24 protein-coding genes are annotated in these 22,487 nt (G+C 74.5%); 8 read left to right on the top strand and 16 right to left on the bottom strand.

Annotated features, from left to right (window positions below; genetic code table 11):
* The first annotated feature begins 29 nt into the window (after positions 1 to 29).
* Positions 30 to 776, top strand: coding sequence for a hypothetical protein (locus tag ACFYOP_RS14075; RefSeq protein WP_356897246.1), 747 nt, complete (start codon positions 30 to 32; stop codon positions 774 to 776).
* A 51-nt stretch (positions 777 to 827) separates the two neighbouring features.
* Here the strand turns inward: ACFYOP_RS14075 and ACFYOP_RS14070 are convergent, their stop codons facing one another.
* From ACFYOP_RS14070 to ACFYOP_RS14060, 3 genes are read right to left on the bottom strand one after another with little or no spacing between them, the layout of a single operon-like run.
* Positions 828 to 1,232 carry a RidA family protein gene (locus ACFYOP_RS14070; protein WP_356897244.1) on the bottom strand — a complete coding sequence of 135 codons (405 nt, stop codon included), beginning with the start codon at positions 1,230 to 1,232 and terminating at the stop codon, positions 828 to 830.
* Entirely contained in the window at positions 1,229 to 1,993 is a 765-nt protein-coding gene (locus ACFYOP_RS14065; protein WP_356897242.1) for an IclR family transcriptional regulator, read from the bottom strand. The genes ACFYOP_RS14070 and ACFYOP_RS14065 overlap by 4 nt, the downstream gene beginning before the upstream one ends.
* A complete protein-coding gene (locus tag ACFYOP_RS14060) occupies positions 1,990 to 3,279 on the bottom strand; it encodes a sugar kinase (RefSeq protein WP_356897240.1) in 1,290 nt (429 codons plus the stop codon). The genes ACFYOP_RS14065 and ACFYOP_RS14060 overlap by 4 nt, the downstream gene beginning before the upstream one ends.
* Positions 3,280 to 3,407: 128 nt before the next feature.
* Between ACFYOP_RS14060 and ACFYOP_RS14055 the strand changes: the two genes are divergently transcribed.
* Positions 3,408 to 4,685 carry an alanine racemase gene (locus ACFYOP_RS14055; protein ID WP_356897238.1) on the top strand — a complete coding sequence of 426 codons (1,278 nt, stop codon included), beginning with the start codon at positions 3,408 to 3,410 and terminating at the stop codon, positions 4,683 to 4,685.
* A 79-nt stretch (positions 4,686 to 4,764) separates the two neighbouring features.
* The gene (locus tag ACFYOP_RS14050; protein WP_356897236.1) at positions 4,765 to 6,378 is read left to right on the top strand and encodes a D-aminoacylase; all 1,614 of its coding nucleotides are present in this window, start codon (positions 4,765 to 4,767) and stop codon (positions 6,376 to 6,378) included.
* Positions 6,379 to 6,400: 22 nt separating this feature from the next.
* Here ACFYOP_RS14050 and ACFYOP_RS14045 read toward each other — a convergent pair whose 3' ends face one another.
* Positions 6,401 to 7,030 (bottom strand): alpha-ketoglutarate-dependent dioxygenase AlkB, encoded by a 630-nt coding sequence (locus ACFYOP_RS14045; protein ID WP_356897234.1) that lies wholly within the window; start codon positions 7,028 to 7,030, stop codon positions 6,401 to 6,403.
* A 49-nt stretch (positions 7,031 to 7,079) separates the two neighbouring features.
* On the opposite strand from ACFYOP_RS14045, the gene ACFYOP_RS14040 reads away from it, so the two are divergent.
* Together ACFYOP_RS14040 and ACFYOP_RS14035 are read left to right on the top strand one after the other, a co-directional pair.
* Complete coding sequence (locus ACFYOP_RS14040; RefSeq protein ID WP_356897232.1) at positions 7,080 to 7,589, top strand: DinB family protein; 510 nt, start codon at positions 7,080 to 7,082, stop codon at positions 7,587 to 7,589.
* Between the two features lie 115 nt (positions 7,590 to 7,704).
* Complete coding sequence (locus ACFYOP_RS14035; protein WP_356897230.1) at positions 7,705 to 7,977, top strand: chaplin; 273 nt, start codon at positions 7,705 to 7,707, stop codon at positions 7,975 to 7,977.
* Between the two features lie 83 nt (positions 7,978 to 8,060).
* Here ACFYOP_RS14035 and ACFYOP_RS14030 read toward each other — a convergent pair whose 3' ends face one another.
* The 3 genes from ACFYOP_RS14030 to ACFYOP_RS14020 form a co-directional block, all read right to left on the bottom strand.
* Positions 8,061 to 8,921 (bottom strand): tyrosinase family protein, encoded by an 861-nt coding sequence (locus tag ACFYOP_RS14030; protein WP_356897228.1) that lies wholly within the window; start codon positions 8,919 to 8,921, stop codon positions 8,061 to 8,063.
* 20 nt (positions 8,922 to 8,941) lie between these two features.
* Positions 8,942 to 9,433 (bottom strand): tyrosinase family oxidase copper chaperone, encoded by a 492-nt coding sequence (locus ACFYOP_RS14025; RefSeq protein WP_356897226.1) that lies wholly within the window; start codon positions 9,431 to 9,433, stop codon positions 8,942 to 8,944.
* A 99-nt stretch (positions 9,434 to 9,532) separates the two neighbouring features.
* A complete protein-coding gene (locus ACFYOP_RS14020) occupies positions 9,533 to 10,027 on the bottom strand; it encodes a hypothetical protein (protein WP_356897224.1) in 495 nt (164 codons plus the stop codon).
* 161 nt (positions 10,028 to 10,188) lie between these two features.
* On the opposite strand from ACFYOP_RS14020, the gene ACFYOP_RS14015 reads away from it, so the two are divergent.
* Positions 10,189 to 11,442: a cytochrome P450 gene (locus ACFYOP_RS14015; protein ID WP_356897222.1), complete on the top strand. Its 1,254-nt coding sequence runs from the start codon at positions 10,189 to 10,191 to the stop codon at positions 11,440 to 11,442.
* 4 nt (positions 11,443 to 11,446) lie between these two features.
* Here the strand turns inward: ACFYOP_RS14015 and ACFYOP_RS14010 are convergent, their stop codons facing one another.
* Together ACFYOP_RS14010 and ACFYOP_RS14005 are read right to left on the bottom strand one after the other, a co-directional pair.
* On the bottom strand, positions 11,447 to 11,947 hold the full coding sequence (locus ACFYOP_RS14010) for a DUF5949 family protein (RefSeq protein WP_356897220.1): 501 nt from the start codon (positions 11,945 to 11,947) through the stop codon (positions 11,447 to 11,449).
* Positions 11,948 to 12,060: 113 nt separating this feature from the next.
* The gene (locus tag ACFYOP_RS14005) at positions 12,061 to 12,585 is read right to left on the bottom strand and encodes a DUF4352 domain-containing protein (protein WP_356897218.1); all 525 of its coding nucleotides are present in this window, start codon (positions 12,583 to 12,585) and stop codon (positions 12,061 to 12,063) included.
* A 190-nt stretch (positions 12,586 to 12,775) separates the two neighbouring features.
* Between ACFYOP_RS14005 and ACFYOP_RS14000 the strand changes: the two genes are divergently transcribed.
* Entirely contained in the window at positions 12,776 to 13,042 is a 267-nt protein-coding gene (locus tag ACFYOP_RS14000; protein WP_356897216.1) for a hypothetical protein, read from the top strand.
* A gap of 13 nt (positions 13,043 to 13,055) precedes the next feature.
* On the opposite strand, the gene ACFYOP_RS13995 is transcribed toward ACFYOP_RS14000, so the two are convergent.
* Together ACFYOP_RS13995 and ACFYOP_RS13990 are read right to left on the bottom strand one after the other, a co-directional pair.
* Complete coding sequence (locus ACFYOP_RS13995; protein WP_356897214.1) at positions 13,056 to 14,255, bottom strand: NAD(P)-binding domain-containing protein; 1,200 nt, start codon at positions 14,253 to 14,255, stop codon at positions 13,056 to 13,058.
* Positions 14,237 to 15,541, bottom strand: a complete 1,305-nt coding sequence (locus ACFYOP_RS13990) for an ATP-grasp domain-containing protein (RefSeq protein ID WP_356897212.1) — start codon at positions 15,539 to 15,541, stop codon at positions 14,237 to 14,239. The genes ACFYOP_RS13995 and ACFYOP_RS13990 overlap by 19 nt, the downstream gene beginning before the upstream one ends.
* 137 nt (positions 15,542 to 15,678) lie before the next feature.
* On the opposite strand from ACFYOP_RS13990, the gene ACFYOP_RS13985 reads away from it, so the two are divergent.
* Entirely contained in the window at positions 15,679 to 16,965 is a 1,287-nt protein-coding gene (locus ACFYOP_RS13985; RefSeq protein WP_356897210.1) for a glycosyl hydrolase, read from the top strand.
* Positions 16,966 to 17,030: 65 nt separating this feature from the next.
* Here ACFYOP_RS13985 and ACFYOP_RS13980 read toward each other — a convergent pair whose 3' ends face one another.
* Genes ACFYOP_RS13980 through murJ form a run of 5 tightly spaced genes read right to left on the bottom strand, consistent with a single transcriptional unit; the run spans position 17,031 to position 22,422 of the window.
* Positions 17,031 to 18,185 (bottom strand): GNAT family N-acetyltransferase, encoded by a 1,155-nt coding sequence (locus ACFYOP_RS13980; RefSeq protein WP_388451522.1) that lies wholly within the window; start codon positions 18,183 to 18,185, stop codon positions 17,031 to 17,033.
* Entirely contained in the window at positions 18,182 to 18,853 is a 672-nt protein-coding gene (locus ACFYOP_RS13975; RefSeq protein ID WP_356897206.1) for a lipopolysaccharide biosynthesis protein, read from the bottom strand. Before ACFYOP_RS13975 ends, ACFYOP_RS13980 begins: the two co-directional genes overlap by 4 nt.
* Entirely contained in the window at positions 18,850 to 19,992 is a 1,143-nt protein-coding gene (locus ACFYOP_RS13970; protein WP_356897204.1) for a glycosyltransferase, read from the bottom strand. Before ACFYOP_RS13970 ends, ACFYOP_RS13975 begins: the two co-directional genes overlap by 4 nt.
* Positions 19,989 to 20,762 carry a polysaccharide deacetylase family protein gene (locus tag ACFYOP_RS13965; RefSeq protein ID WP_356897202.1) on the bottom strand — a complete coding sequence of 258 codons (774 nt, stop codon included), beginning with the start codon at positions 20,760 to 20,762 and terminating at the stop codon, positions 19,989 to 19,991. Before ACFYOP_RS13965 ends, ACFYOP_RS13970 begins: the two co-directional genes overlap by 4 nt.
* Positions 20,752 to 22,422 carry a murein biosynthesis integral membrane protein MurJ gene (murJ, locus tag ACFYOP_RS13960; RefSeq protein ID WP_388451616.1) on the bottom strand — a complete coding sequence of 557 codons (1,671 nt, stop codon included), beginning with the start codon at positions 22,420 to 22,422 and terminating at the stop codon, positions 20,752 to 20,754. Before murJ ends, ACFYOP_RS13965 begins: the two co-directional genes overlap by 11 nt.
* Between the last annotated feature and the right edge of the window lie 65 nt (positions 22,423 to 22,487).

Genomic DNA, 22,487 nt, shown 5'->3' with positions numbered 1-22,487 from the left:
GGCGGCGCAGTCAGCACAGGAAGAAGACCATGGACTACTGCTCCACCTGCCGGCGCCACCTCAACGGGGCCCTGGTGTGCCCCGGTTGCGGCGCGTACGCACCGGACATGGCCCCGCCGCCCGTGCTGTCCGCGGCGACGGCCCCGGCGACGGAGCCGTACGGCATTCAGGAGGCGCCGGCCGGCCGGCCGAGCGCTCCCGCGCCGGCGCCCGCGCCGGCCGGGCCGAGCGGTGAGGGCCGGGCGGCCCGGCGGCGGCAGCTGGCCCGCTGGAAGAAGAACAAGCGCCGGGCCGCCGCCGGTACGGTGATCGCGCTCGTCGGCGGCGCGCTGACGGTCGCCGCGCTGCCCACCGACTCCGGCAGGGGCAGCGCCGACGCCGCCACCGCACCCGACACGGCGCTCCCGGACGCCGCCGTGGCACACCGGCCCACCACGGCGTCGGCGCGGCCGGCGGAGCGCGCGTCCCGGCCGGTGCGGGAGGCGACGCCGTCCACGACCGCGCCGACCGCCCCGCGGCAGCGGACCGCGGCTCCTGCCACGGCCGCGCCGGCTCCCACCCGTCCGGCGCGCACGGCGTCGGCCGCACCCCAGGCGCCCGAGCCGCCGAAGGCCCCCGCCGCACAACCCGCCACGACGGCGCCGGCCGCCCCCGCGGAGCCGCCCGCCGCGTCCGCTCCCGCGCCCGGCGAGCCCCAGGCGCCCCAGGCTCCTCCGGAGCAGACGGCGACCACCTCGCCCACCCGGGTCTGCCTTCTCGTCCTCTGCCTCGGCTGACCCCGCCGGGCCGCCCGGTCCGAGCGCGGGCGGCGGTGCGGTGCGGTGCGGTCAGTCCAGGACCGCCAGGGCGTCGATCTCGATGAGCAGGCCGGCCGGGAGGCCGACGTACACCGTCGTACGGGCGGCCGGGGTCACCGTCAGACCGGCGAAGTACTCGTTGTAGATCTCGTTCATCTCGGCGAAGTGGGCCGTGTCCGTCAGGTAGACGCGGATCATCATCACGTCGTCCCAGCTCGCGCCGCCCTCCTCGAGGATCGCCTTGACGTTGGCGAAGGTCTGGAGGGTCTGCTCGCGCAGCGTCGGACCGGCCGGGGTGGGCGCCTGTCCCTGCACGGCGGGCAGGAAGCCGACCTGTCCGGCGACCTGGAGGATGTTGCCCTTGCGGACCCCGTGGGAGAACCGGGCGGGCGGTGCGGTGTGGGTGCTCGGGGTGAGGGCGGTCTTCTCGGTCATGCGCGCGCTTCCTGTCGGGGAGTCTGTCCGGAGTACTCCCGGGTGATGGCGTCGGCTGTGCGGCGCACCAGCGGGAGGAGGGTGAGGAGTTCGTCGGCCGTGACGACGACGTTCGGCGCGGACACCGACATGGCGGCGACGACCCGGCCGTCCGCACCGCGGACCGGGGCCCCGACGCAGTTGATGGACTCCTCGTGGCCACCCAGGTCGGTGGCCCAGCCCTGTTCGCGCACGGCCGCCAGCTCCTCGAGGAAGGCGGCGGCGTTCGGGATCGAACGGGACGTGTACATGGGGAAGTCGAGCTTCTCGGCGAGTGCGCGCCGCTCGGCCTCCGGCAGGTCGGCGAGGAGCAGCTTCGCCACGGCCGCGACGGTGATCGCGACGGGCTTGCCGATACGGGAGTACATCCGCACCGGGTAGCGGCTCTCGACCTTGTCGATGTAGAGCACCTCGCTCTCCTCGTACACGGCGAGATGGACGGTGTGCCCGATCTCCTCGTTGAGGGCGACGAGATGAGGGTGGGCGATCTCGCGTACGTCGAGGTTCTCGACGGCCTCCTGCGCCAGCGCGAACAGCCGGGCGCCGAGGCGGTAGCGCTGGTCCTGCTGGCGGTAGACGAGACCGTGCTCGTGGAGGGTGCGCAGCAGCCGCAGCGCGGTGGACTTGTGGACACCGAGGCGGCCGGCGACCTGCCCGAGGTCGGCCGGCCCCTCCGCGAGCAGCGGCAGGATGCTCAGCGCACGGTCGACGGTCTGGCTCATGACGTACGTACCTCCTGGTCGTCCCCGTCCCCCGGCCACCCGGGGCCGAGGTGCAGTCTCCCCCAGGCGTCGTCGTCCAGGGCGACGAGCCGGTCGGCGCGCGCGGCGGCGGGCGGCGCCGCGAGGTCGCCGGGGACGGCGAGGGCGGCGGCGGCCCACAGATGCCCGTGCCGCAGCCGCTCCCGCCCGCCCAGCCCGCGCAGCGTCGCGGCCAGGAACCCGGCGGCGAAGGCGTCACCGGCCCCGACGGGGGCGGTGACGGTGACACGGGGGGCGGGGGCGTGGACGACGGTGTCGGTGACGGCGGGCGCGGGACCGCTGCGCGGGGCTTGTCCCCTCCCCGCCCCTTCCCGCTGTACCGGATGTGCGGCTCCGCCGCGTGGCGGGGCAGGCCCCGGGCCCCGTACCGCGCTTCGCGCGGTGTCCTCGAACTCCGGACGGGCTGATGTCGCGCAGCGAAATCCAGCCCCGCCGGGGGCGCTCCCCCCACGCCTGGCGGCGTGGGAGGTACCCCCACCCACGGCCGCCGGGCCGTGGGGGGAGATCGGGGGGAGGGCGCCCCCGGTGAACGACACCGCGCCCGCCGCGCCCCGTTTCACCACCAGGACCGCCGGGTCCGGCAGCGCCGCCCGGATCGCGGCCGGGCCCCGCAGGCCCCATGCCTCCTCCGCCTCGTCCTCGCCGACGAAGACGACGTCCGCCCCGCGCGCCAGGTCCAGCAGGACCCGGGCGTCCCGGGGGTCGCGCCACAGCGCGGGGCGGTGGTTCACGTCGAACGAGACCAGGGGGCGGTCCTCGCGCGGGGCCGTGAGGTCGCGCATCAGGGCGAGGCAGTCCGGCGACAGGGCGGCCGTGATGCCGGAGACATGCAGCACCCGGCCGGACCACAGCGCGTCGTACGGCACGCTCGCGGGGGACATCGCCGAGGCCGCGGAACCGGCGCGGTAGTAGAGGACCTCGTGCCCGTCCGTCGCGCGGTCGGTCGAGGTACGGAAGTAGACGCCCGTCGGGCGCGACGGGTCTCGGGCCACCGCCGACGTGTCGACCCCGTACCCGCCGATGGCTTCCACCAGATGCTCACCGAAGCCGTCCGCGCCGACCCGGCCCACCCAGCGGGTGCGGTGGCCCGCGGCCGCCAGCGCGCAGGCCACGTTGGACTCCGCGCCGCCGATGCCGCGCACGAATGACGGCACGTCGGCGAGGCGGCCCGCCCGGGTGGGCAGGAACGTCACCATGGACTCGCCGAGGCAGACGACGTCCACGGGCCCGTGCACGCTCGCGGTCATGATCGCGTCAGGCTCCTCGCTGGTCGGCCGCCGGGCCATTGACCCCCGTAGGCTCGGATGTTAGACAGCGGTGAGCGATATACGCAATGGGTGTTGCATGTCCTGCAACGCCGTAGAGGAGGGCTTCCATGGCAGCCGACAACGCCGTCGCACGGCTCGCCGACGAACCGGTCGACCACCGCTTCAAGGCGCTCCCGCCCGACGCGGCCGGCCTCACCGTCGGCGAGCTCGCGGCCTCCCGGCGCAATCTCTTCACCGGCGGTTTCACCACGCCCGTACTGGCCCTGTCCGCCGAGTCCGTCGAGCACAACCTGGCCCTGCTCGAGACCTACTCGCGGCGCCACGGTCTCGCCTTCGCGCCGCACGGCAAGACGTCGATGTCGCCGCAGCTGTTCGCGCGCCAACTGGAGCACGGGGCCTGGGGCATCACCGCCGCCGTCCCCCACCAGATGCGCGTCTACCGCGCCTACGGAATCCGGCGGATCTTCCTCGCCAACGAGGTCGTCGACGCGGCCGCGCTGCGCTGGATCGCCCAAGAGCTCGACGCCGACCCCGGGTTCCGGCTCATCTGCTACGTCGACTCGGTCCGCGGCGTCGAGCTGATGGACGAGGCCCTGCGCGGAGTATCCCGTCCCGTGGACGTCGTCGTGGAGCTCGGCGCGGGCGACGGCGCCCGCACCGGGGCCCGTACGGAGGCCGACTGCGCGGCCGTCGCCGACGCGGTCGCCCGGACGGCGACGCTGCGCCTGGTCGGCGTCGCGGGCTACGAGGGCGAGGTCCCGCAGGCCGACGGCGACCGCGTACGCGCCTGGCTGCGCCGGCTCGTCGCACTGGCCGCGGACCTCGACAAGGCCGGCCGCTTCGGCGACGCGGACGAGATCATGATCAGCGCGGGCGGCAGCGCGTGGTTCGACGCGGTCGCGGAGGTCTTCGAGGACGTCCCCGGACTCTCGGCCCCGGTCCTGAAGCTGCTCCGCTCCGGCGCGTACGTCTCGCACGACGACGGCCACTACCGGCACCTCACGCCCTTCAACCGGATCCCGCGGGAGGGCGCGCTCGAGCCCGCGTTCCGGCTGTGGGCGCAGGTCGTCTCCCGCCCCACCGCCGAGCAGGCCTTCCTCAACGCGGGCAAGCGGGACGCGGCGTACGACCTCGGCCTCCCCGAGGCCCAGGTCGTCCGCTCCGCCCGCACGGGCGCCACCCGCCCGGCCGCCGGCATCACCCTGACCGCCCTCTCCGACCAGCACGGCTGGCTCCGAACGGACCCGGGCGTCGCGGAACTGGAGGTCGGGGACTGGGTGGGGCTGGGGTTGTCGCATCCGTGCACGTCGTTCGACAAGTGGCAGCTGATTCCGGTGGTGGAGCGGGACGGGACGGTGGCGGACTTCGTCCGCACGTTCTTCTGACCGCGGGGAGGGGACAGGCCCGCCGCAGGCGTCACCCACCCGCACGCGCACCCGCGACTCCCCCGAAAGGCGCGCCCCCATGGACCTCGTCATCCGCGACGCCCGCGTCATCGACGGCACCGGCGCCCCCTCCTACCGCGCCGACGTCGGCGTCCGGGCCGGCCGGGTAGCCGAGATACGACGCGACGGCCCGCCCCTGACCGGCCGCCGGACGCTCGACGCGCACGGCCTCGCCCTCTCCCCCGGCTTCATCGACATGCACGCCCACTCCGACCTAGCCCTGCTCCGCGACCCCGAGCACACCGCCAAGGCCGCGCAGGGCGTGACGCTCGAAGTGCTCGGGCAGGACGGGCTGTCGTACGCGCCCGTCGACGACACGACGCTCGCCGCCGTGCGCAAGGCCGTCACGGGGTGGAACGGCGACGGTTCGGACATCGACTTCGACTGGCGCACGGTCGGCGAATACCTGGACCGGCTCGACACGAACTTCGGCGGCCGGGGCGTCGCCGTCAACGCCGCGTATCTGATCCCGCAGGGCACCGTCCGGATGTACGCCGTGGGCTGGGAGGACCGGCCGCCCACCGACGCCGAACTGGCCCGGATGAGGCGACTGGTCGGCGAGGGCATGGCGCAGGGCGCGGTCGGCATGTCGTCGGGGCTGACGTACACGCCGGGCATGTACGCGAACGACTCGGAGCTCGCCGAACTGTGCCGCGTCGTCGCGGCGTACGACGGCTACTACTGCCCCCATCACCGTTCGTACGGCGCCGGCGCTCTCCGGGCGTACGAGGAGATGGTGGACCTCGCCCGCGAGGCCGGCTGCGCCCTGCATCTCGCGCACGCCACCATGAACTTCGGTGTGAACAGGGGCAGGGCGCCCGAGCTGCTCGCGCTGCTGGACGCGGCGCTGGACGGCGGCGCGGACATCAGTCTCGACACGTACCCGTACACCCCGGGCTGCACCACGCTCGTGGCGATGCTGCCGAGCTGGGCGGGCGAGGGCGGTCCGGACGCGGTGCTGGCGCGGCTGCGCGACGAGGAGACGGCGGAGCGGATCCGGCACCACCTGGAGGTGACCGGCTCCGACGGCTGCCACGGTGTGCCGATCGAGTGGGACACCGTCGAGATCTCCGGCGTGCGCGACCCCGCCCTGGCCGGCCATGTCGGCCGGACGGTCCGGCAGTCGGCCGACGAACGCGGCGAGACGCCCTGGGCGACGGCGCGGCGGCTGCTGATCGAGGACCGGCTCGGTTCGACGATCCTCCAGCACGTCGGCCACGAGGAGAACGTGCGGCAGATCATGCGCCACCGGGTCCACACCGGCGGCAGCGACGGCATCCTCCAGGGCGACAAGCCGCACCCGCGGGCGTACGGCACGTTCCCGCAGTACCTGGGCAGGTACGCGCGCGAGCTGGGCATCCTGTCGCTGGAGGAGACCGTGGCGCATCTGACCTCGCGGCCGGCCGCCCGGCTGCGGCTGCCCGACCGCGGGCTGGTCCGCGAGGGATACCGCGCGGACCTGGTGCTGTTCGACCCCGGGACGGTGGCGGCGGGCTCGACCTTCGAGGAGCCGCGCAGACTGCCGGCCGGCATTCCGTACGTGCTGATCGACGGCCGGTTCGTCATCGAGGACGGCGCCCGCACGGACGTCCTCGCGGGCCGGTCCGTCCGCCGCACGCCCGCACGGACCTGACCGCACGCCCGCACGGACCTAGCTAGCGCACGCCCCGAGGCCGGAACTGGACACTGATCCGGGGGCCGACGGGCCGCGCCGTCTTGAGGACGGCGTGCTCCCAGGTCCGCTGGCAGGAGCCGCCCATCACGATCAGGTCGCCGTGGCCGAGCGCCCTGCGCAGCGGCGCGGCGCCGCCGCGCCGCGGCCTGAGCGCCAGTTCGCGCGGGGCGCCGACGGACAGGATGGCGACCATGGTGTCCTCCCGTGAGCCGCGCCCGGTGGTGTCGCCGTGCCAGGCGACGCTGTCGCGGCCGTCCCGGTAGTAGCAGAGCCCGGCGGTGCGGAACGGCTCGCCCAGTTCCCGCGCGTAGTGCCGCGACAGGGCGTCCCGCCCCTCGTCGAGGACGGGGTGCGGGAGCGGGTCGCCCTCCCCGTAGTGGGCGAGCAGCCGCGGCACGTCGACGACCCGCTCGTACATCTGGCGGCGCTCGGCCCGCCACGGCACCCGGCCGACGAGCTCGTCGAAGAGCGCGTCCGCTCCGGTGAGCCAGCCGGGCAGCGTGTCGATCCAGGCGCCGTCGCCGAGGACCGTGCGCCGGACGGCGTCGAGCGGTCCGAGCCGGATCTCGTCGGTCTGGTCGAAGAGCGATCCCTGGAGATGTGCTGCCATGTCTCTCACGGTACCGCTAAACCGAACAAACGATCGAAGGAGACCGACTGTGACCGTCGAACGGATCGGGCCGCCGCTGACCGGCGGCGAACGGGAGACCCTGCGCGCCTTCCTCGACTACCACCGCGCCACGCTCGCCCTGAAGTGCGAGGGCCTCGGCGACGACGATCTGCGCCGCCGCTCCATGCCTCCCTCGACGCTCACGCTGCTCGGCCTGGTGCGCCACATGGCGGAGGTGGAGCGCACCTGGTTCCGCATGGTGATCAACGGGGAGGACCTCCCGCTCGTCTGGTCGGACGAGCGGGACTACCAGGCGGCCTACGACGCGAGCGGCGCCGGCCGCGCCGAGGCGTTCGAGGCATGGGAGCGCGAGGTCGACCACGCGCGGCGGATCGAGCAGACCGCCGAGTCGCTCGAGGTGACCGGAGTGCGGCCGCACAGCGGCGGCGAGCGGGTCTCGCTGCGGCTGGTGATGCTGCACCTGATCCACGAGTACGCGCGGCACAACGGGCACGCCGACTTCCTCCGGGAGGGCATCGACGGGACCACCGGCGCCTGAGCGGTCGGCGGGACGAGTTTGCTTTTGATCCGTTACCGCCTCATCGGTTCCGGCGTTGAACGGTACGTGCTGGTCGTAATCCTGCGGCCCACTCTCGTTCTGCAAGGAGAAGTTGATGTCGCGTATCGCGAAGGCAGCCGCCGTAGTCGCCGGCACTGGTGCCATCCTGGCCGGCGGCGCCGGCATGGCTGCCGCCGACGCCGGAGCGCACGGTGCCGCTGTGGGTTCCCCGGGTGTCGCGTCGGGCAACATGGCCCAGGTGCCCGTGCACATCCCGGTCAACGTCTGCGGCAACACCGTGAACGTGATCGCCCTGCTCAACCCGGCGTTCGGCAACACCTGTGTGAACGCCGACGGCGGCCACGGCGCGGGCGCCTACGGCGGCTGACCACCACACCGGACATGACCGCGGCCTCCTTCGCACCGGCGGGGGAGGCCGCAGTCATGTCCGGGCAGGCGCCGGCAGAAACGTCAGACGTAGCGGTACCAGCGCGTGTGGTCCAGCAGCGCCGACGGCTTGACGTCCCACGGCGGCATCGGATCGTCGGCGGTGAACACCCGCCCGTACTGCGGATCCGACGCCGCGAGCCTCCCGCGCGGCAGATAGCCGGAGCGCGGGTGCGCCTGCTGCCAGCGCGTCCACAGCAGGTCCATGTACGCGTGGTGGAGCCAGAAGACCGGGTCGTCCGGCGAGGTGGCGCCCATCATCAGGCCGCCGACCCAGCGGTGGACCTTGTTGTGGAGGCGCCAGCGCTCGGAACCGCCGACCCGCCACCCCTCCATCCGGTTGCGCAGACCGGTCGTCGACGTGGAGTCCCACGGCGGGGCGTCGTAGACGGGATCGGCCAGCGCGTCGGCCACTTCGCTCTTCGTCGGCAGCGACACCGGGTCGCGTGGCCGTCCCAGGTCACGGGTGAGGAAGTTGCCCTCGGAGACACGGCCGTCGATCCGCCACCGGCCATTGCCGTAGGCGAACGGCCCCGTCATGACCTGCCGGTCGCTGCGGCGGCCGGTGCCGCCCATCAGGTCGTCGGCCCAGAGGGAGGACGCGGGCGAGTTGTCCGTCGTCCAGTCCCAGTACGGGACGGACACGCTGTCGTCGATCTTCCGCAGCGCCCGCTCGAACTCCAGCAGGAACCGGCGGTGCCAGGGGAAGAACGACGGCGTCATATGGGCGGCCCGTGGCCTGCGCTCCGCGTCGGTGACGTAGTACTCGCCGTGCATCCTGACGAATTCGTCGTACCGGCCGGAACGTTTGAGCGCCAGCAGCGCTCCGACCAGCCGCCGCTTCTCCGAAGAGGTCAGGTTCCGCTGGTTCTTGCGGGTGTACACGAATTCCCCGCCCTCCCGGCTCAGACGCTGTGCGTGGGGGTCGGCGACAGCCGGGCGTCGCCCAGCTCGTCCACGGCGGCACGGGCGACGTCCCGCAGGGTCGGGAACGACTCGTAGTGGTTCACCGGACTCAGATACGTGCCGTCGGCGCGCCGCATCACGTGCAGCGGCCGCCCGTCGATGCGCACCTCCACGCTCGGCATGAGCCACGCGCCGCCCGCCGGCCGGACCACCGTGCCGTCGCCGGCGGCGGTGACCAGCACGGTCGCACTGCCCTCGATGCGCCGCCCCTGGTACGTCTCGGCGAACCGCTCCAGCGAGCGCGTCCCCGCCGCCCCGTGCCGGCCCTCGGCCTTCGGTGCGTCCGGGGTCCGCCGGGCGAGCACCGGTAGGAGTGCGCCGGCCGTGCCCGCGACCGCGGCCACCGTGAACAGGGCCCGCAGCACCGGGCGGCGGGCCGGGAACCCGTCGCCCGCCGCTCCCTTTCCACCTTCCACAGGCGGCGTCCTCATGCCGTCGCTCCCTTCCGTCGGCGCCTCGTGCGACATGGCGCTGCTGCTCCTGCGCTGACAACGAGGCCGCCGCCGAAGGGATGCTCCCCCACTCGGATATCAGCGCAGCAGACCGGCGACCGGAGTACCACGCAGGACCGGTGTGCTCAGCGCGGCTCGGGTCAGGTCGGGCAGACCGAAGGCGTCCCGCGAGGACGTGGTCAGCGGTCCGCCGAGCGTTGCCCCCGGGGTGGTCAGTTCCACGTCGGACCGCTGGGCCCGTGCGCGCCCGACGCCGAGGTCGCCCTCGCCGAGCGGGTGCTTCACCGGAAGCTCGAGCAGTGTTTCGGGCATTTCGCCGCCGATCGGCACCGCCGGCAGGATGTTGTGCGGCAGCATCCTCCCCGTGACGTAGCGCGGACCATCGGGTACACCGGAGGCCAGGAGCGGCACGCCGGTGCGCAGCTTCGGCGCCTCGACGGGCAGTACCGTCTCCAGGCTCTCCAGGGGCACGGTGACCGGCACGGAGGAATCGGCGACAGCGGGCGCGGCCGCCACCGCCGAGGCCATGCATGCCACTACCGCCGCCAGCGATCCACGGGTGGTCGACTTCATCGTGTGTATGTCCCCTCTTGTGCTGCACGGGCCTTCCGTCGCTCACCACTAACGATTCAAAAGTGGCGATCAGTTCAGATTTCCCCCGTCCGCAGCAATGTCGGGACGAAGGCTGACGCCCCCATGGGCCAGCATGTGCCTTTGAACACCTGGAGGTTGCCGTGGTCACGGAGATTCCCGGCCGGTCCGCCGCGCAGACGCCCGCCCCCGATCCGTCCGACCCGTCGTTCTGGCGGCTGCCGCGCCCGGCCCGGCTCGCGGCCTTCGCCGAACTGCGCCGACGCGACGCCCCCGTGCTGTGCGGGCAGCGGCCGGGGTTCTACGCGCTGGTCCGGCACGCCGATGTGGCGGAGGCGAGCCGGCGACCGCGCGACTTCACCAGCGCGCCGGGCGTCACGACCCCGGAGCCGGCCGGCTGGGCGAAGGCGGTCTTCGGGAACTCCATGGTCAACATGGACGGCGACGAACACGCCGGTCTGCGGCGGATCGTGGCGCGTTCCTTCACCCCGCGGCTGCTGGCCGCGGCAGAGGAGAACGTGCGCGAGGTCGCCCGGCGCATCGTGGACGAGATGCTGGAGCGCCGGCCGGAGGACTTCGTCCCCTCGGTCGCCTCGCGGATGCCGTTCGAGGTGATCTGCGACCTGATGGGCGTCCCCGGCGACGACCGGGCCGAGATCGCGGCCCGGATCGACGCCGCCTCCGAGAACGTGGGCGTGGACCGCGGGCTGCGGGCCCGGCTGCGGATGCCGGGACGCGGGCTGCGGGCCCTGGCCCATCTGCAGCTGGTGATGGCACGTCTGGCCCGGGAGCGGCGCCGCAGCCCCAGGGCCGACCTCATCTCGGCCCTGGTGTGCGCGGACGTGGACGGGCAGGCGCTGAACTCCCGGCAGTTGGGCGCGTTCTTCTCCCTGCTGCTGGTCGCGGGCGTCGAGACGACGCGCAACGCGATCGCCCACGGGCTGTCACTGCTGAGTGGGCATCCGGAGCAGCGGGCGCTGCTGGAGGCCGACTTCGACGCGTACGCGGACGGGGCGGTGGAGGAGATCGTCCGCCATTCGACCCCGATCATCCAGTTCCGCCGCACGGTGGCCGCCGAGTGCGAGCTCGGCGGCCGTGTCTTCGTCCCCGGCGAGAAGGTGGTGCTGTTCTACGCGTCTGCCAACCGCGACGAGGCCGTCTTCGAGGACCCGGACGTCTTCGACATCACCCGCGCCCCCAATCCGCATCTGGGGTACGGCGGCGGCGGGCCGCACTACTGCCTGGGCGCGCACCTGGCGCGACAGGAGATGAAGGCCCTGTTCCATGAACTGCTCACCAGGCCCAGGGGCCTTCGGGCGGTGGGCCCGCCGGGCCTGGTGGACTCCAGCTTCGACAACCGGGTCCGGTCGTTGCGCTTCGCCTTCGAAGGCCCCTGACGGCTCAGCGGCGCAGCTGTGACACCGGCAGCAGGACGTGGGCGGAGCTGGTGAGCGTGGTCTCGTCGCCGAGGAAGGACTGGAACGCCTCGTCGGAGACGGGCTCGCCCGGCCGGCCCTCCGGCCACGGGCGGCTGGCGATCATGAAGTGCACGTGGCCGCGCTTGTCCGCCGCCGCCAGCCACTCGCGCGGCGCGGGGCACTGGGCGTTCAGATACGGCATGGTGACGACGGCCTGGCCGCCCTCGACCAGCAGCTGGATCGGGTGCGCCCCGTCTCGGGTGTGGTCGTGCATCTCGTCGCCGACGGTGAGTCCGAGCTCTTCGATCATCGCCAGCGCGGCCTGCTCCCCCGCCTCGGGTCCTTCGCTGCCGTCGCCGAGGGAGTAGGTGAGCAGGTAGGGGGTGTCGTGCCCCTGAGCGGGGTCGCCGGTCCAGGCGAGGAGGGACAGCGTGCCCAACCGGCCCCGGTTCGCGGCGGATTGAGGGGTGTTCGCAGTGGTCATGGCTCGGCACCCTAGTGGCGGGCCGGCCCGCCGCCGCGCCTCGTTCACCTGGACGGGGGAACCGGGGCGCAAACTGTCCCCGCGTGTGCGCGGCGGCCTCGCGCCGGACCTCTTCAGAGGCGCCAGCTGCGCTCGTCGGCGCCGACCGTGCAGTGCAGCCGTACGGCGCGGGTGTCGTACGGCAGCTCGAAGGCCAGCCAGCCCGCCCGGTGTTCGCCGACCGGGAGCGCCTCGTCCACTGCCAGGGGCAGGCCGGTGGTGATCTCCCCGGCGCTGACGGCCGGGTACCGCCGGCCCCGGTCGTCGACGACCCATGCCTCGGTCAGCGGGGAGGCGTGTGCGGCGCCGCCGATGTTGGCGAGGGTGACCTCGACGCCGACCCACCGGTGGCCGGCCGCCGGCCGCGAGGTGGCCTCGACGGCCACGGCGGGGTCGACGAGGCCGTGCGGGGTGATCCGCAGATGTTCGCCGAACCGGGCGCCGCCGATGTCGGCGGCATCCCCGAATCCGGCCGGTGCGGCGGCCGCGCGGGCCGTGCCGTGCGGACCGGGCACCGGCTCCGGGCCGGCCGTCGTGCTCTGGCACGCGGTGAGGCCCAGGAGAAGCACCGGCAGCAGTGCGGTCGCCTTGTGTCGCATCGATCCCCTTTTCCGCCGCCCCGTTCATGCGTATTTTCGGTTCGGCGACGGTCGACCGGGTACGCCGCGCCCCATGCCGTACGGGTGAATCTCACCGCTGCGGGCGACCGGCTCGAAAGGCCGTTCCTCCCGTCCCCCACCGTCGGCGCCCGGCAGTGACTTCCGGCCCCCGGCGCGCGTTGGCGTTCGTATGGCAGGAATCTCCGCGCCCGCCCGGTGGCAGCGCGTCCAGACGAGCACGGACCCGGCGGCCGCGCCTCCCGGCGGCAGCCCCATCTACGACCAGTTGGCACGCGAGTGGGCGGCCGCGGGCCGGACCATGCCGGGCCGGCCGGACGGGGAGTGGACCCGGCTGAGCGTCTTCCCCTCCCCGCCTCCCCCGCAGGGGGAGACGGCCGGACGGTCCGCGTCCACACATTTCCGGCGGGGCTGGCTCTACGACCGGCACGCGGTCTGAGGCGCCCGGCCCGTCACCGGCGCAGCCGCCGTTGCACCCCGTCGACGAGCCGCTCGGCGGCGAAGGCCGTGCCGTACACGAATCGCATGGCGGGACCGAACGACGGGGCGGACAGCAGGCCGGAGAAGAACAGGCCGGGGCAGCTGGACTCGAAGCCGGGGCTCAGCGCCGGCGCCCGGCTGGTGCCTGTCCTCCTGAGCGCCTGTCTGACGCCGGGGTCGAGCAGGGTCAGCCGGTCCAGGTCGGGGGCGAAGCCGGTCGCCGCGACGACATGGCCGGTGTCGAGGGTGCGGCTGCCGCCGCCGGGTGTGCCCAGCTCCAGCCGTACCCGGCCGTCCGGGCGCACGGACGCGCCGCGCAGGCTGTGCCCGAGCAGTTCGGGCACCCGCTGTTCGTAGCGCTCGCGCAGCCACCACGCGCCGGCCGGTCCCAGCGCGCCGTCGGCGAGGCGTTCGCGCAGGCCGGCCGGGAGCCGGCCGACCGTGCCGGGCAGCCGCGACCACGCCCAGGCGGACCAGCCGCTGCCCAGCCCGCTGAGCGGGGTGCGCAGCTCGCGCAGCCGTCCCCGCCGCCGCGCCACGGGCACGGTGTTCCATCTGAGCGTGTCCGTACGGGCCACGAGCTGGGGCCTCGCCCCGTGCTCGGCGAGGAGCGTCGCGGTCTCCAGCGCCGCCTGGCCCGCGCCGATCACGGTGACGTCCAGGTCGCCGAATCCGGCGGGGTCCCGGTCGCCGCTGCTGTGCGAGCAGAGCTCGGGCGGCAGCGCCGCCAGCTCCCCCGGGACGCGCCGGAAGGGCATGAGGCCCACGGCGAGTGCCACGGTACGGGCCTCGATGCCGTCGCCCTCCGCGGTCTCCACGCGGAAGCGGCCGGCGGCCGGGGTCACGCGGGTGACGGTCTGTTCGTGGACGGGCGGCGCGGCGTGCTCCGCGAACCACATGCCGTAATCGGTGAAGGTGCGGATCGGCAGCGGGCGGCCGTGCACCGCCTCGAACCCGCGGACCGCCGCGTAGTCGCCGAGGGGGTACTTGGCGCCGGGGTCGGACAGGTCGGAGGCCCAGGGCTCGGACTTCAGGAACATGCCCTCGGGCATGTGGTCCCGCCAGGACGCCATGGTCCTGCCGTACACCCGCAGGCTCATCCCGGCCGCGGCCGCGTGAGCCGCGACGGACAGCCCGTACGGGCCGGCGCCGATCACTGCCAAGTCGTACATGACGCGGTTCTCGCTCCCTGTGTGTCGGCCCTCGGTGCGGCCGGTGGCGGCGCGGGCCGCCGCCGTGGCAGCGGTCGCACCCGGTCGGTGCCCTTGACCAGGCCGCGCCGCAGCCAGGCGGCGGCCATGGCGAGGAACGGCAGGACGTCGTCGCGCGCGAACCAGGCGGTCTCGACGCCGCGCCGGGCGGCGCCCGCCCGTCCCCGCCGCGGCCGCCGGGGGCCGGCGAGCAGTGACAGCAGCGCGTAGTTCTCGGCGACGAAGACCCGTCCCGGCCGGCCCGGGGCACGCGGCACCGGCCGGCCGGTGAGGTCCAGATAGAGGGACCGCACGACGTCGAGCCCGCCCTCGTCGGTGAACAGCCGGAACTGCGCGCCCGGCCGCGGGTTGACGTCGAGGAGGCGGTACGCGCCGCCCGCCGGGTCCCGCCGGAAGTCCAGGTCGAGGACGCCCCGGTAGCCGGACCGCGCCACCAGCCGCAGGGCCGCGCCGCGCACCTCGTCGTTGTGCTGCCAGCTGCCCATCGCGGTCAGCCCGGCCCGCGGCGGCCAGGCGAGTTCCTTGCGCCCGGTGCCGCCGAGCAGACAGAGCGAGGCGCGGGAGAAGTATCCGTGGAAGAACCAGTCGGAGTGCGGACCGTCGGGCAGATGCCGCTGGAGCAGCAGCCGGCTGCCGGCCTCCCCGCTGCGCCGGAACAGCCGCTGCGCCTCGGCGTGCGAGGTCACCAGGGTCGTACTGCGCAGCCCCGTACGCGGGTCCAGCAGCCACGGTCGGCTCCACTTGGCGACCAGCGGCAGCCCGAGCCGCCGTACCGCCGCGGCCGCTTCCGCCGCGCTGGCGGGCACGATCGTCTCCGGGTGCGCGATCCCCGCCGTGGCGCACAGCCGCACCAGTTCCTCCTTGTCGGCGAGGGCGGCCGTGGCGTCGGCGGCCTGCTCGGGGAAGACGAAACGGGAGGCGAGGCGCGGCGCGTGGGCGGCGACGCTGAGGGCGCCGAGGTCGTCCATCGCGATCAGCACGGCGCGCCTGCCGATCCGCTCCGAGACGCCGAGCAGCAGCTCGACGAAGGCCTCGGGGCCGAGGGCGCCCGGCGGCCGGACATGGGCCCGGTGCAGATAGCGGGACCGGGTCACCGGGCTGCGGGCCGATTCGACGACGGCGTGGACCTCCACACCCGCCCGCCCCAGCGATCTGACGGCGCCCAGTGTGCCGTGGTGGAACGGGTTCCGGTCGAGCCGGAGCACCAGGGCGGGTACGTCAGGGCCGGTGGTCGGCATTCGAGTCATTTCTTTCACCTGGATGGTTCTGAATGGAGCGCGCCTATTCGCTAATGGCCTACTGACGTCTCCTCAGACAGACCATCCGTACGACTTTCTGCCTACGGTCGAGACATCCCTGAACGGGCCGTACAGAGGAGGAATTCATGCCACCACGGCACCATCTCATCCGCGCGGGCATCGGGACGGTCACTGCCGGTCTCCTGGTCGCCGGCGCACTGTCCGGAACCTGGACGGCGGGTGCGGCACCCAACGAGAGCGACAGTCCCGAAAGCCCCGACGGCTCGTCAGTCGCCGTCGGGGCGTATCTCCATTACGGGCCGCCCGGGATCGAGCGCATGGCCGAGCTCTCCCGCTGGCTGGGGGGCCGGGAGCTGAGGGTCGCTCACACGTACCTCCCCGGCGACCGCTGGGCCAACATCGAGGGCCAGGTCGACTTCCTGCGTCCGTGGGCGGACTGGCGGCGCGGGGCGGCCGACCGGATGTTCGTGCTCAACGTCCCGATGCTGGAGCGCAACGAGGCGCGGCTGCCCGACGCGGCGGTCCGGGCGCTGCTGCGCGCCGGGGCCGGCGGCAGTTTCGACAAGCACTTCAGGACCCTGGCCACGCGCCTGGTGGAGCTCGGCGCGACCGACACGGTGATCGTCCTCGGCTGGGAGATGAACGGCACGACGTACACGCACCGTTGCGCTCCGGACCCCGCGGCGTGGAAGGCGTACTGGAACCGCATCGTCACGGCCATGCGTTCCGTCCCGGGGCAGGAGTTCCGATTCGACTTCGCTCCGAATCGCGGTCTGGACGCCATTCCCTGGACCGAGTGCTATCCCGGCGACGGCGTGGTGGACATCATCGGAATGGACTCGTACGACCAGCCTCCGGGCGGGACGTTCGACGAACAGGTGAATGCTCCGTACGGATTGCGGACGCAGGTCGAGTTCGCCGCGGCGCACAACAAGGCGATCTCGTATCCGGAGTGGGGGCTTTTCCGGAACGGCGACAATCCCGAGTACATGCGCCGCATGCTCGAATGGATCGACCGTCACCAGCCGCTCTACCAGACGATCACAGACTACTGCCCGCACGGGGTGTGGCAGTGCGAGGACAATCCGGAATCCTCGAAAGTGTTCCGCTCGAAGATGTCTGCGAACGCGGTCCGGCCGGACCCGGCGGCGCCCGACCCGGCCCAGCCCGACCCCGAAGCGCCGGACCCGGCCCAGCCCGACCCCGCCGAACCCGACCCGGCAGAACCCGACCCTGCGGAGCCCGCCCCCGAGGAGCCGGCGCCGCTCCCGTCGACGCCGCCCGGCGAGGTGGTGATGAACGACGTCGAGTGGTGCGTCCCCACGGACCTCGGCGACTGGGTCGCCCAGTGGGTCGGCGACCGACGGATCTGCGTGAAGTTCCCCTGGCCGGAGGGGGTGCCGGGGTTCTGAGACCGAGCGGTTCCCACGACAGCGGCACGACGACAGCGGTACGGCGGGCGGTCGCCCGGGGCCTTTCAGGACCTCACGGCGGCCGCCCGCCGCCCGTGCAGCCGCGTCCGCCACTCGACGGCCGCCGGCAACCGCTCCCGTACGGTCTCCGCGGCCCGGTCGCGCAGCCGGGCGCGCGCCTCGTGGAGCCGCAGCAGCGGCTCCAGCGCGGCGCCGGACATCAGCAGCCGCTGGTTGGTGACGGCCTCCGGGCGCCAGTGGTTCTTGTACGGCTCCGCCCCGCGCAGCAGGCTCAGCACACCGCGGCCCCCGTCGGCGGCCTGCCGGGCGTCGTGCCGCAGCAGCATGGCCGCCACGTCGACCTTCCGCTCCCGCAGCCTGGGGTCCGCCCCGTACAGGTAGCCGCCCGCCAGGTGCGCGGAGGACAGGGTCAGCGCGGCCGCGACGACCTCCCCGTCCATCCGGTACTCGGTCAGCGCGGCCTCGCCGCGCCGCGCCATCGCGCGGGTGGCGCGCACCAGATGGGCGGCGAACCGGGGCCGCAGGTGCTCGGGGTTGACCCCGCGCCCACGCCACTGCAGTTCGTGCAGTCGCAGCAGATGGGCCACGGCCTCGGCCACCTCGGGCTCCGGCACGGGGTGCGCCTCGATCTTCAGGGCGTCGATCTTGCGCAGCTTGGCCCGCACCCGCTGGGCCCGTGCCGTGGCCATCCGCCTGGCGAGCTCCTCGACCGGGGCGGCCGGCAGCTCCATGCAGACCGAGTCGGCGAGGCGGGCGCGGGCGCCCCTCCAGGTCTCGTAGAGCCGCTGGGCCGCCGCGCCCGGCCGTACCTCGCGCAGGTCGATCACCGCGTGGCGCGCGGCGCGGGCGAGGCCGCGTTCCAGCGCGGCGAGGGCCGTGCGCGGGTGAGCACCGTCGAGGAGGACGTCGCCGTAGTCGGAGATGCCGCCGCCGACCGGGACGAGCAGCGGCATGGGGCCGTGCGCCAGCATCAGCGGCGCGGCGCCGATCAGCCGTCCGTCCAGGCGTGCGAGCACGACGCGCAGCCGGCCGCGCGTCCCGTAGGACAGCCACCACGAGTGGAGCCAGGCGTGGCTCTGGAACGGGGTGGCGGTGGCGCAGCTGTCGTGCAGCCGGTCCCACTCGGGGCCCAGGGCGGCGAAGGCCTCCGGGTCGCGGCACAGTGTGACGGACATGCCCCGCCTTGCCGGGGGCGTCACACCAGTTCCCGCTCGGCCGCCGGTTCCGAGTGCCGCGCGGGCGCGGGTACGCCGCCCCCGGCGGGGCCGTCCGTACGGCGCGGCCGGACGAGCAGCACCAGCCCGCCGAGCAGCCCGCCGGCGCAGCCGCCGACGGCGGCGCTCAGCGGGGCGGGCAGGGACACCGGCTCGTCCGCGGGGATGGCCTGGGAGAAGAGGGTCAGTGAGACGCCGGTGTCCTTGGACACCTGGTTGCTGCTGACGAAGACGGCGTCGGCGACCGCGTTGGCGATGTCGGCGGCCTCCGCGGGCTCGGCCGACGTGCCGGTGATCGCGATCATCGGCGAGTCGGGCGAGGTCTCGGTCTCTACCCGGGTGCGCAGTTCACGGGCCGGTACGCCGGCCGCGACCCGCGCGTACGAGAGGGTCGAGTCGCTGGTCGCGATCCGGCCGTACGCCTGGGCGAAGCCGAGCGCCGCGGCCGGGTCGGAGTCCTTGGCGGGCACGGCGACGACATAGGTGGTGGCCGCGTACTCGGGCGCCTTGAGCAGCCCGTAGGAGGCGCCGCAGACCGTGCCGAGCACGGCGCACAGCGGCAGCGGCCACCAGACGGGCAGGCGACGGGAGTGGGCGAGGAGGCGGCGGACCCGGCCGGGGGCGGCGGGGTCCTGCGCGGGCGACTCGGTCATGGGTGTGTGCTCCGGATGGGGTGGACGGGGACGGCCGGCGGCCGCGTGGTGTCGAGGGCGTGCGCGTAGACGTCCATGAGGAGACGTCCGCTGCGCGCGATGTCGTAGTGGCCGACGGCGCGGGGCGGCGGCAGCCGGTGCGTGCCCGCGGCCTGTCGGGCGCGCAGGGCCGCGGTGAGTTCGGGCGTGCCGCCGTCGCGCAGCCGGGTGGCGCCGGGCGCGTCGTCCGGCGGCAGGTCGTCGACGGCGGGGCAGGTGCTGTGCAGTACGGGCAGCCCGGCGGCGAGCGCCTCCACGACGGCGAGCCCGAACGCCTCGTCGCGCGAGGCCGACACGAAGACGTCCACGGCGGACAGCAGGGCCGCGACCCCGTCCCGGTCGCACTCGCCGAGCAGCCGGACCCGGTCGGCGGCCCCGAGCCGGATCGCCAGGGCGCGCAGCGCCGCCCGCTCCGGGCCGTCGCCCGCGAGCAGCAGCCGGGCCCCGGGCAGCGCGGCGACCGCCTCGATCAGGACACCGAAGCGTTTGCCGGGGACGAGCCGGCCCACGCCGCCCACGGTGAACGCGCCCTGGGGGACGCCCAGCCGGGCGCGGGTGGTCCGGCGGGCGGCCGGGTCGAAGCGGAACCGGGTCGCGTCGATGCCGTTCGGCACGACATGGACCCGCCCGCCGGGTACGCCCCAGTCCCGCAGCCGTCCGGCGACGGTGTCGGAGACGGCGACGGTCGCGGCGCCGAGGCGTTCGGTGGCGAGATACAGGGCGCGGGTTCCCGGCGTGAGCGGCCGGCCCTCGATCTCGTCGGCGCCCAGCGAGTGTTCGGTGGCGACGGCCGCCCGCACCCCGGCCAGCCGCGCGGCGGTCCGCCCGTAGACGCAGGCGCGGTAGAGGTGCGTATGGACCAGGTCGTACCGGCCGCGCCGGATGAAGCGGACCAGGCGCGGCAGAGCGGTGACGTCCGTGTTGCCGCGCATCCCGAGATGGGCGACCGGCACTCCGTCGGCGCGCAGCCCCTCGGCGACCGGGCCGGGCTCGGTCAGGGTCAGCACGTCGCACTCGGCGGGCAGATGCCGCAGCAGCAGGCGCAGTTGCTGCTCCGCGCCGCCGACGCCGAGGCCGGTGATGATGTGCAGGGCCCTCATCGGGCATCGCCGCCGACGCGCACGGGCGCCAGGGCCGAGTGGTGGCGCGCCCGGTGCCGCAGCCGCTTCACCCACAGCCGTGCGCCCCGGTCGGCGTTGCTGATGTGGGTGCGCGGCAGGGCGTACGAACCGGCCTGCGCACCGGGGGTGATGGCGCAGGCGTACGCGTAACCGGCGCGGCGCACGGCGTCGGCGGCGCGCCGGTCGAAGGTGCCGTACGGGTAGCAGAACCCGGCCGGGGCCGTGCCGGTCAGCTCGCCCAGCAGTTCGCGGCTGCGGGCCGTCTCGGCGAGCAGGACGTCGTCGGGGCAGTCGGCCAGGTCGCGGTGGAGCAGCCCGTGCGAGGCGATCTCCGTGCCGGCGGCCGCCGCGGCACGGATCTGCCGGGCGGTGAGCAGCGGGCGCCGGGGCCCCCGCGGATCCCAGTCGTTGCTGCCGCCGAGGCGGCCGGGGAGCACGAACAGGGTGGCCGAGCAGCCGTGCCGGCGCAGGACGGGGAGGGCGGCGTCGGCGAAGTCGGCGTAGCCGTCGTCGAAGGTCAGCCCCACCAGTCCGGCGGCCCGGCCGTCGGCGTGGGCGCGCAGCAGGCGGGTCACGCCGACGCCCCGCAGCCCCCGCGCGCGCAGCCAGCCCAGGTGCAGGTCGAGCCGGTCGGGCGCGACGGTGATGCCGTACGGGTCGTCGGTGGGGTCGCCCACGGCGTGGTACATCCAGATCCACGGCGGGGCGAGCACTCCGGCGACAGGTGGCGCCGCGGTATCAGTGGACATGACGCGACCTCCGTCGGGCGAGAGCCAGCAGCTGGACGGCTTCGGGAGCGTGCAGGGCACGGGCGGTGAGCAGGAAGACGGCGGGTACGAGCAGGCAGCCGGCCGCCAGGCTCCGCGGCGGGCTCTCGATCAGCGGCCCGGCGAGCATCCCGGCGGCCGCCGCGACGGCGGCGGCCGCCGCGAGCCGCCCGATGCGGACGGCGACGGAACGCACCTGGATGGCGACGATCCGGGACCCGAGGCCGTGCAGCAGCAGGAGCGCGGTGGTGCTGATGCCGGCGGCGTTGGCGGCCGCGATCCCGTGCACTCCCCACGGGCCGACGGCCGCCGCGCCGGCCGCGGTGGTGACGGCGAGTCCCGCGGCCATGGCGGCCGCCGGGAACCAGGTGGGCCGGCCGGAGGAGAAGAACGGGCGGCCGAGCGCGCCGACGAGGCAGTGGCCGAGGAGCCCGGCCGCGTACACCCGCATGACGGTGGCGGTGGTCGCGGTGTCCCGTGCGTCGAACGCGCCGCGCTGGAACAGCACTTCGATGATCTGCGGCGCGTAGCCGACGACGATCGCGGTGCCGAGCAGCACCGTCGCCCCGGCCAGGGCGAGATCCTGCTCGACCCGGCGGCGGGCGCGCTCCCGGTCGCCCTCCGCGATGGCGGTGGCGACCACGGGGAACGTCACCGTGCACACCATCAGCGACAGCACCATCGGCATCTGCGCGACCTTCTGCGCGTAGTTGAGGTGGGAGATCGCGCCGGCGGGGAGCGGGGCGGCGAGAAAGCGCTCGACCAGGACCTGGGACTGCCGGCTGAGGGCGAAGAGCACGACCGGGGCGAGCACCGCCGCGCCGAGGAGGGGCGGCTTCGTCCGGGGCCGGCGTACGAGCGGGCGCAGCGTCATGCGGCGGGCGACGGCGGGGAGCTGGACGGCGACCATGAGCAGCCCGCCGACGGCGACGCCCGCGGCGGCCGCGCGTACGCCCCACACGGAGTGCAGGGCGAGGGTCGTGCCGATGATGCCGACGTTGTAGGCGGCGTAGACGCTCGCCGGGCGGACGAAGCTGCCGTGGGCGCGCAGGCCGGCGCTGAAGTAGCCCGTGACGCCGAAGGTGAGGACGGTCAGCGCGGTCAGCCGGGTGCAGTCCACGGCGAGCCGCGGATCGCCGAACCCGGGCGCGAGGACCCGCACGACGACCGGCGCGCCGATCAGCAGCGCCCCGGCCACGCACGTCAGTACGGCGAACAGCCGCGGGAAGGTGGCGGACATCAGCTCCCGTACGGGATCGCCGGCGCCCTTTTCCGCGCCCGCCGCCCGCCGCGCGAGGGCGAGGCTGAAGGCGGGCACGAGCAGCAGGGCCATCGCGTCCTCGATGAGGAGCGTGGAGGCCATCTCGGGAACGGTCCAGGCGATGAGGAACGCGTCGCTCTCGACGCCCGCCCCGAAGAGGTGCGCGATCGTCTGGTCCCGGACCAGCCCGAGCACCGCCCCGGCCACGGTCAGCCCCGCGGTGACGGCGGCGGCCCTGGCGAGAAACCGGCCGAGTCGGGGCGGGGAGGGGGACGCGGGAGCGACCGGGTCCGGCGCCGGGGCCGGCAGGCGGACCGCCGCCGGGGCGGCGTGCCGTGCGCGGGGCGCGGCCGGGGGGGCCGGCGTACGGGAGGAGGCCACGGCCGCGTGGCGGCCCCGGGGTGCGGGTGTGGTGGCACGGCGGTGGAGGGCGTGGAGGCCGGTCC

The organism is Streptomyces sp. NPDC006294 (assembly GCF_042870895.1).
GTDB lineage: Bacteria > Actinomycetota > Actinomycetes > Streptomycetales > Streptomycetaceae > Streptomyces.
The sequence above is the reverse complement of the archived record's forward strand: the minus strand, read 5'-3'. Positions and strand labels throughout refer to the sequence as shown.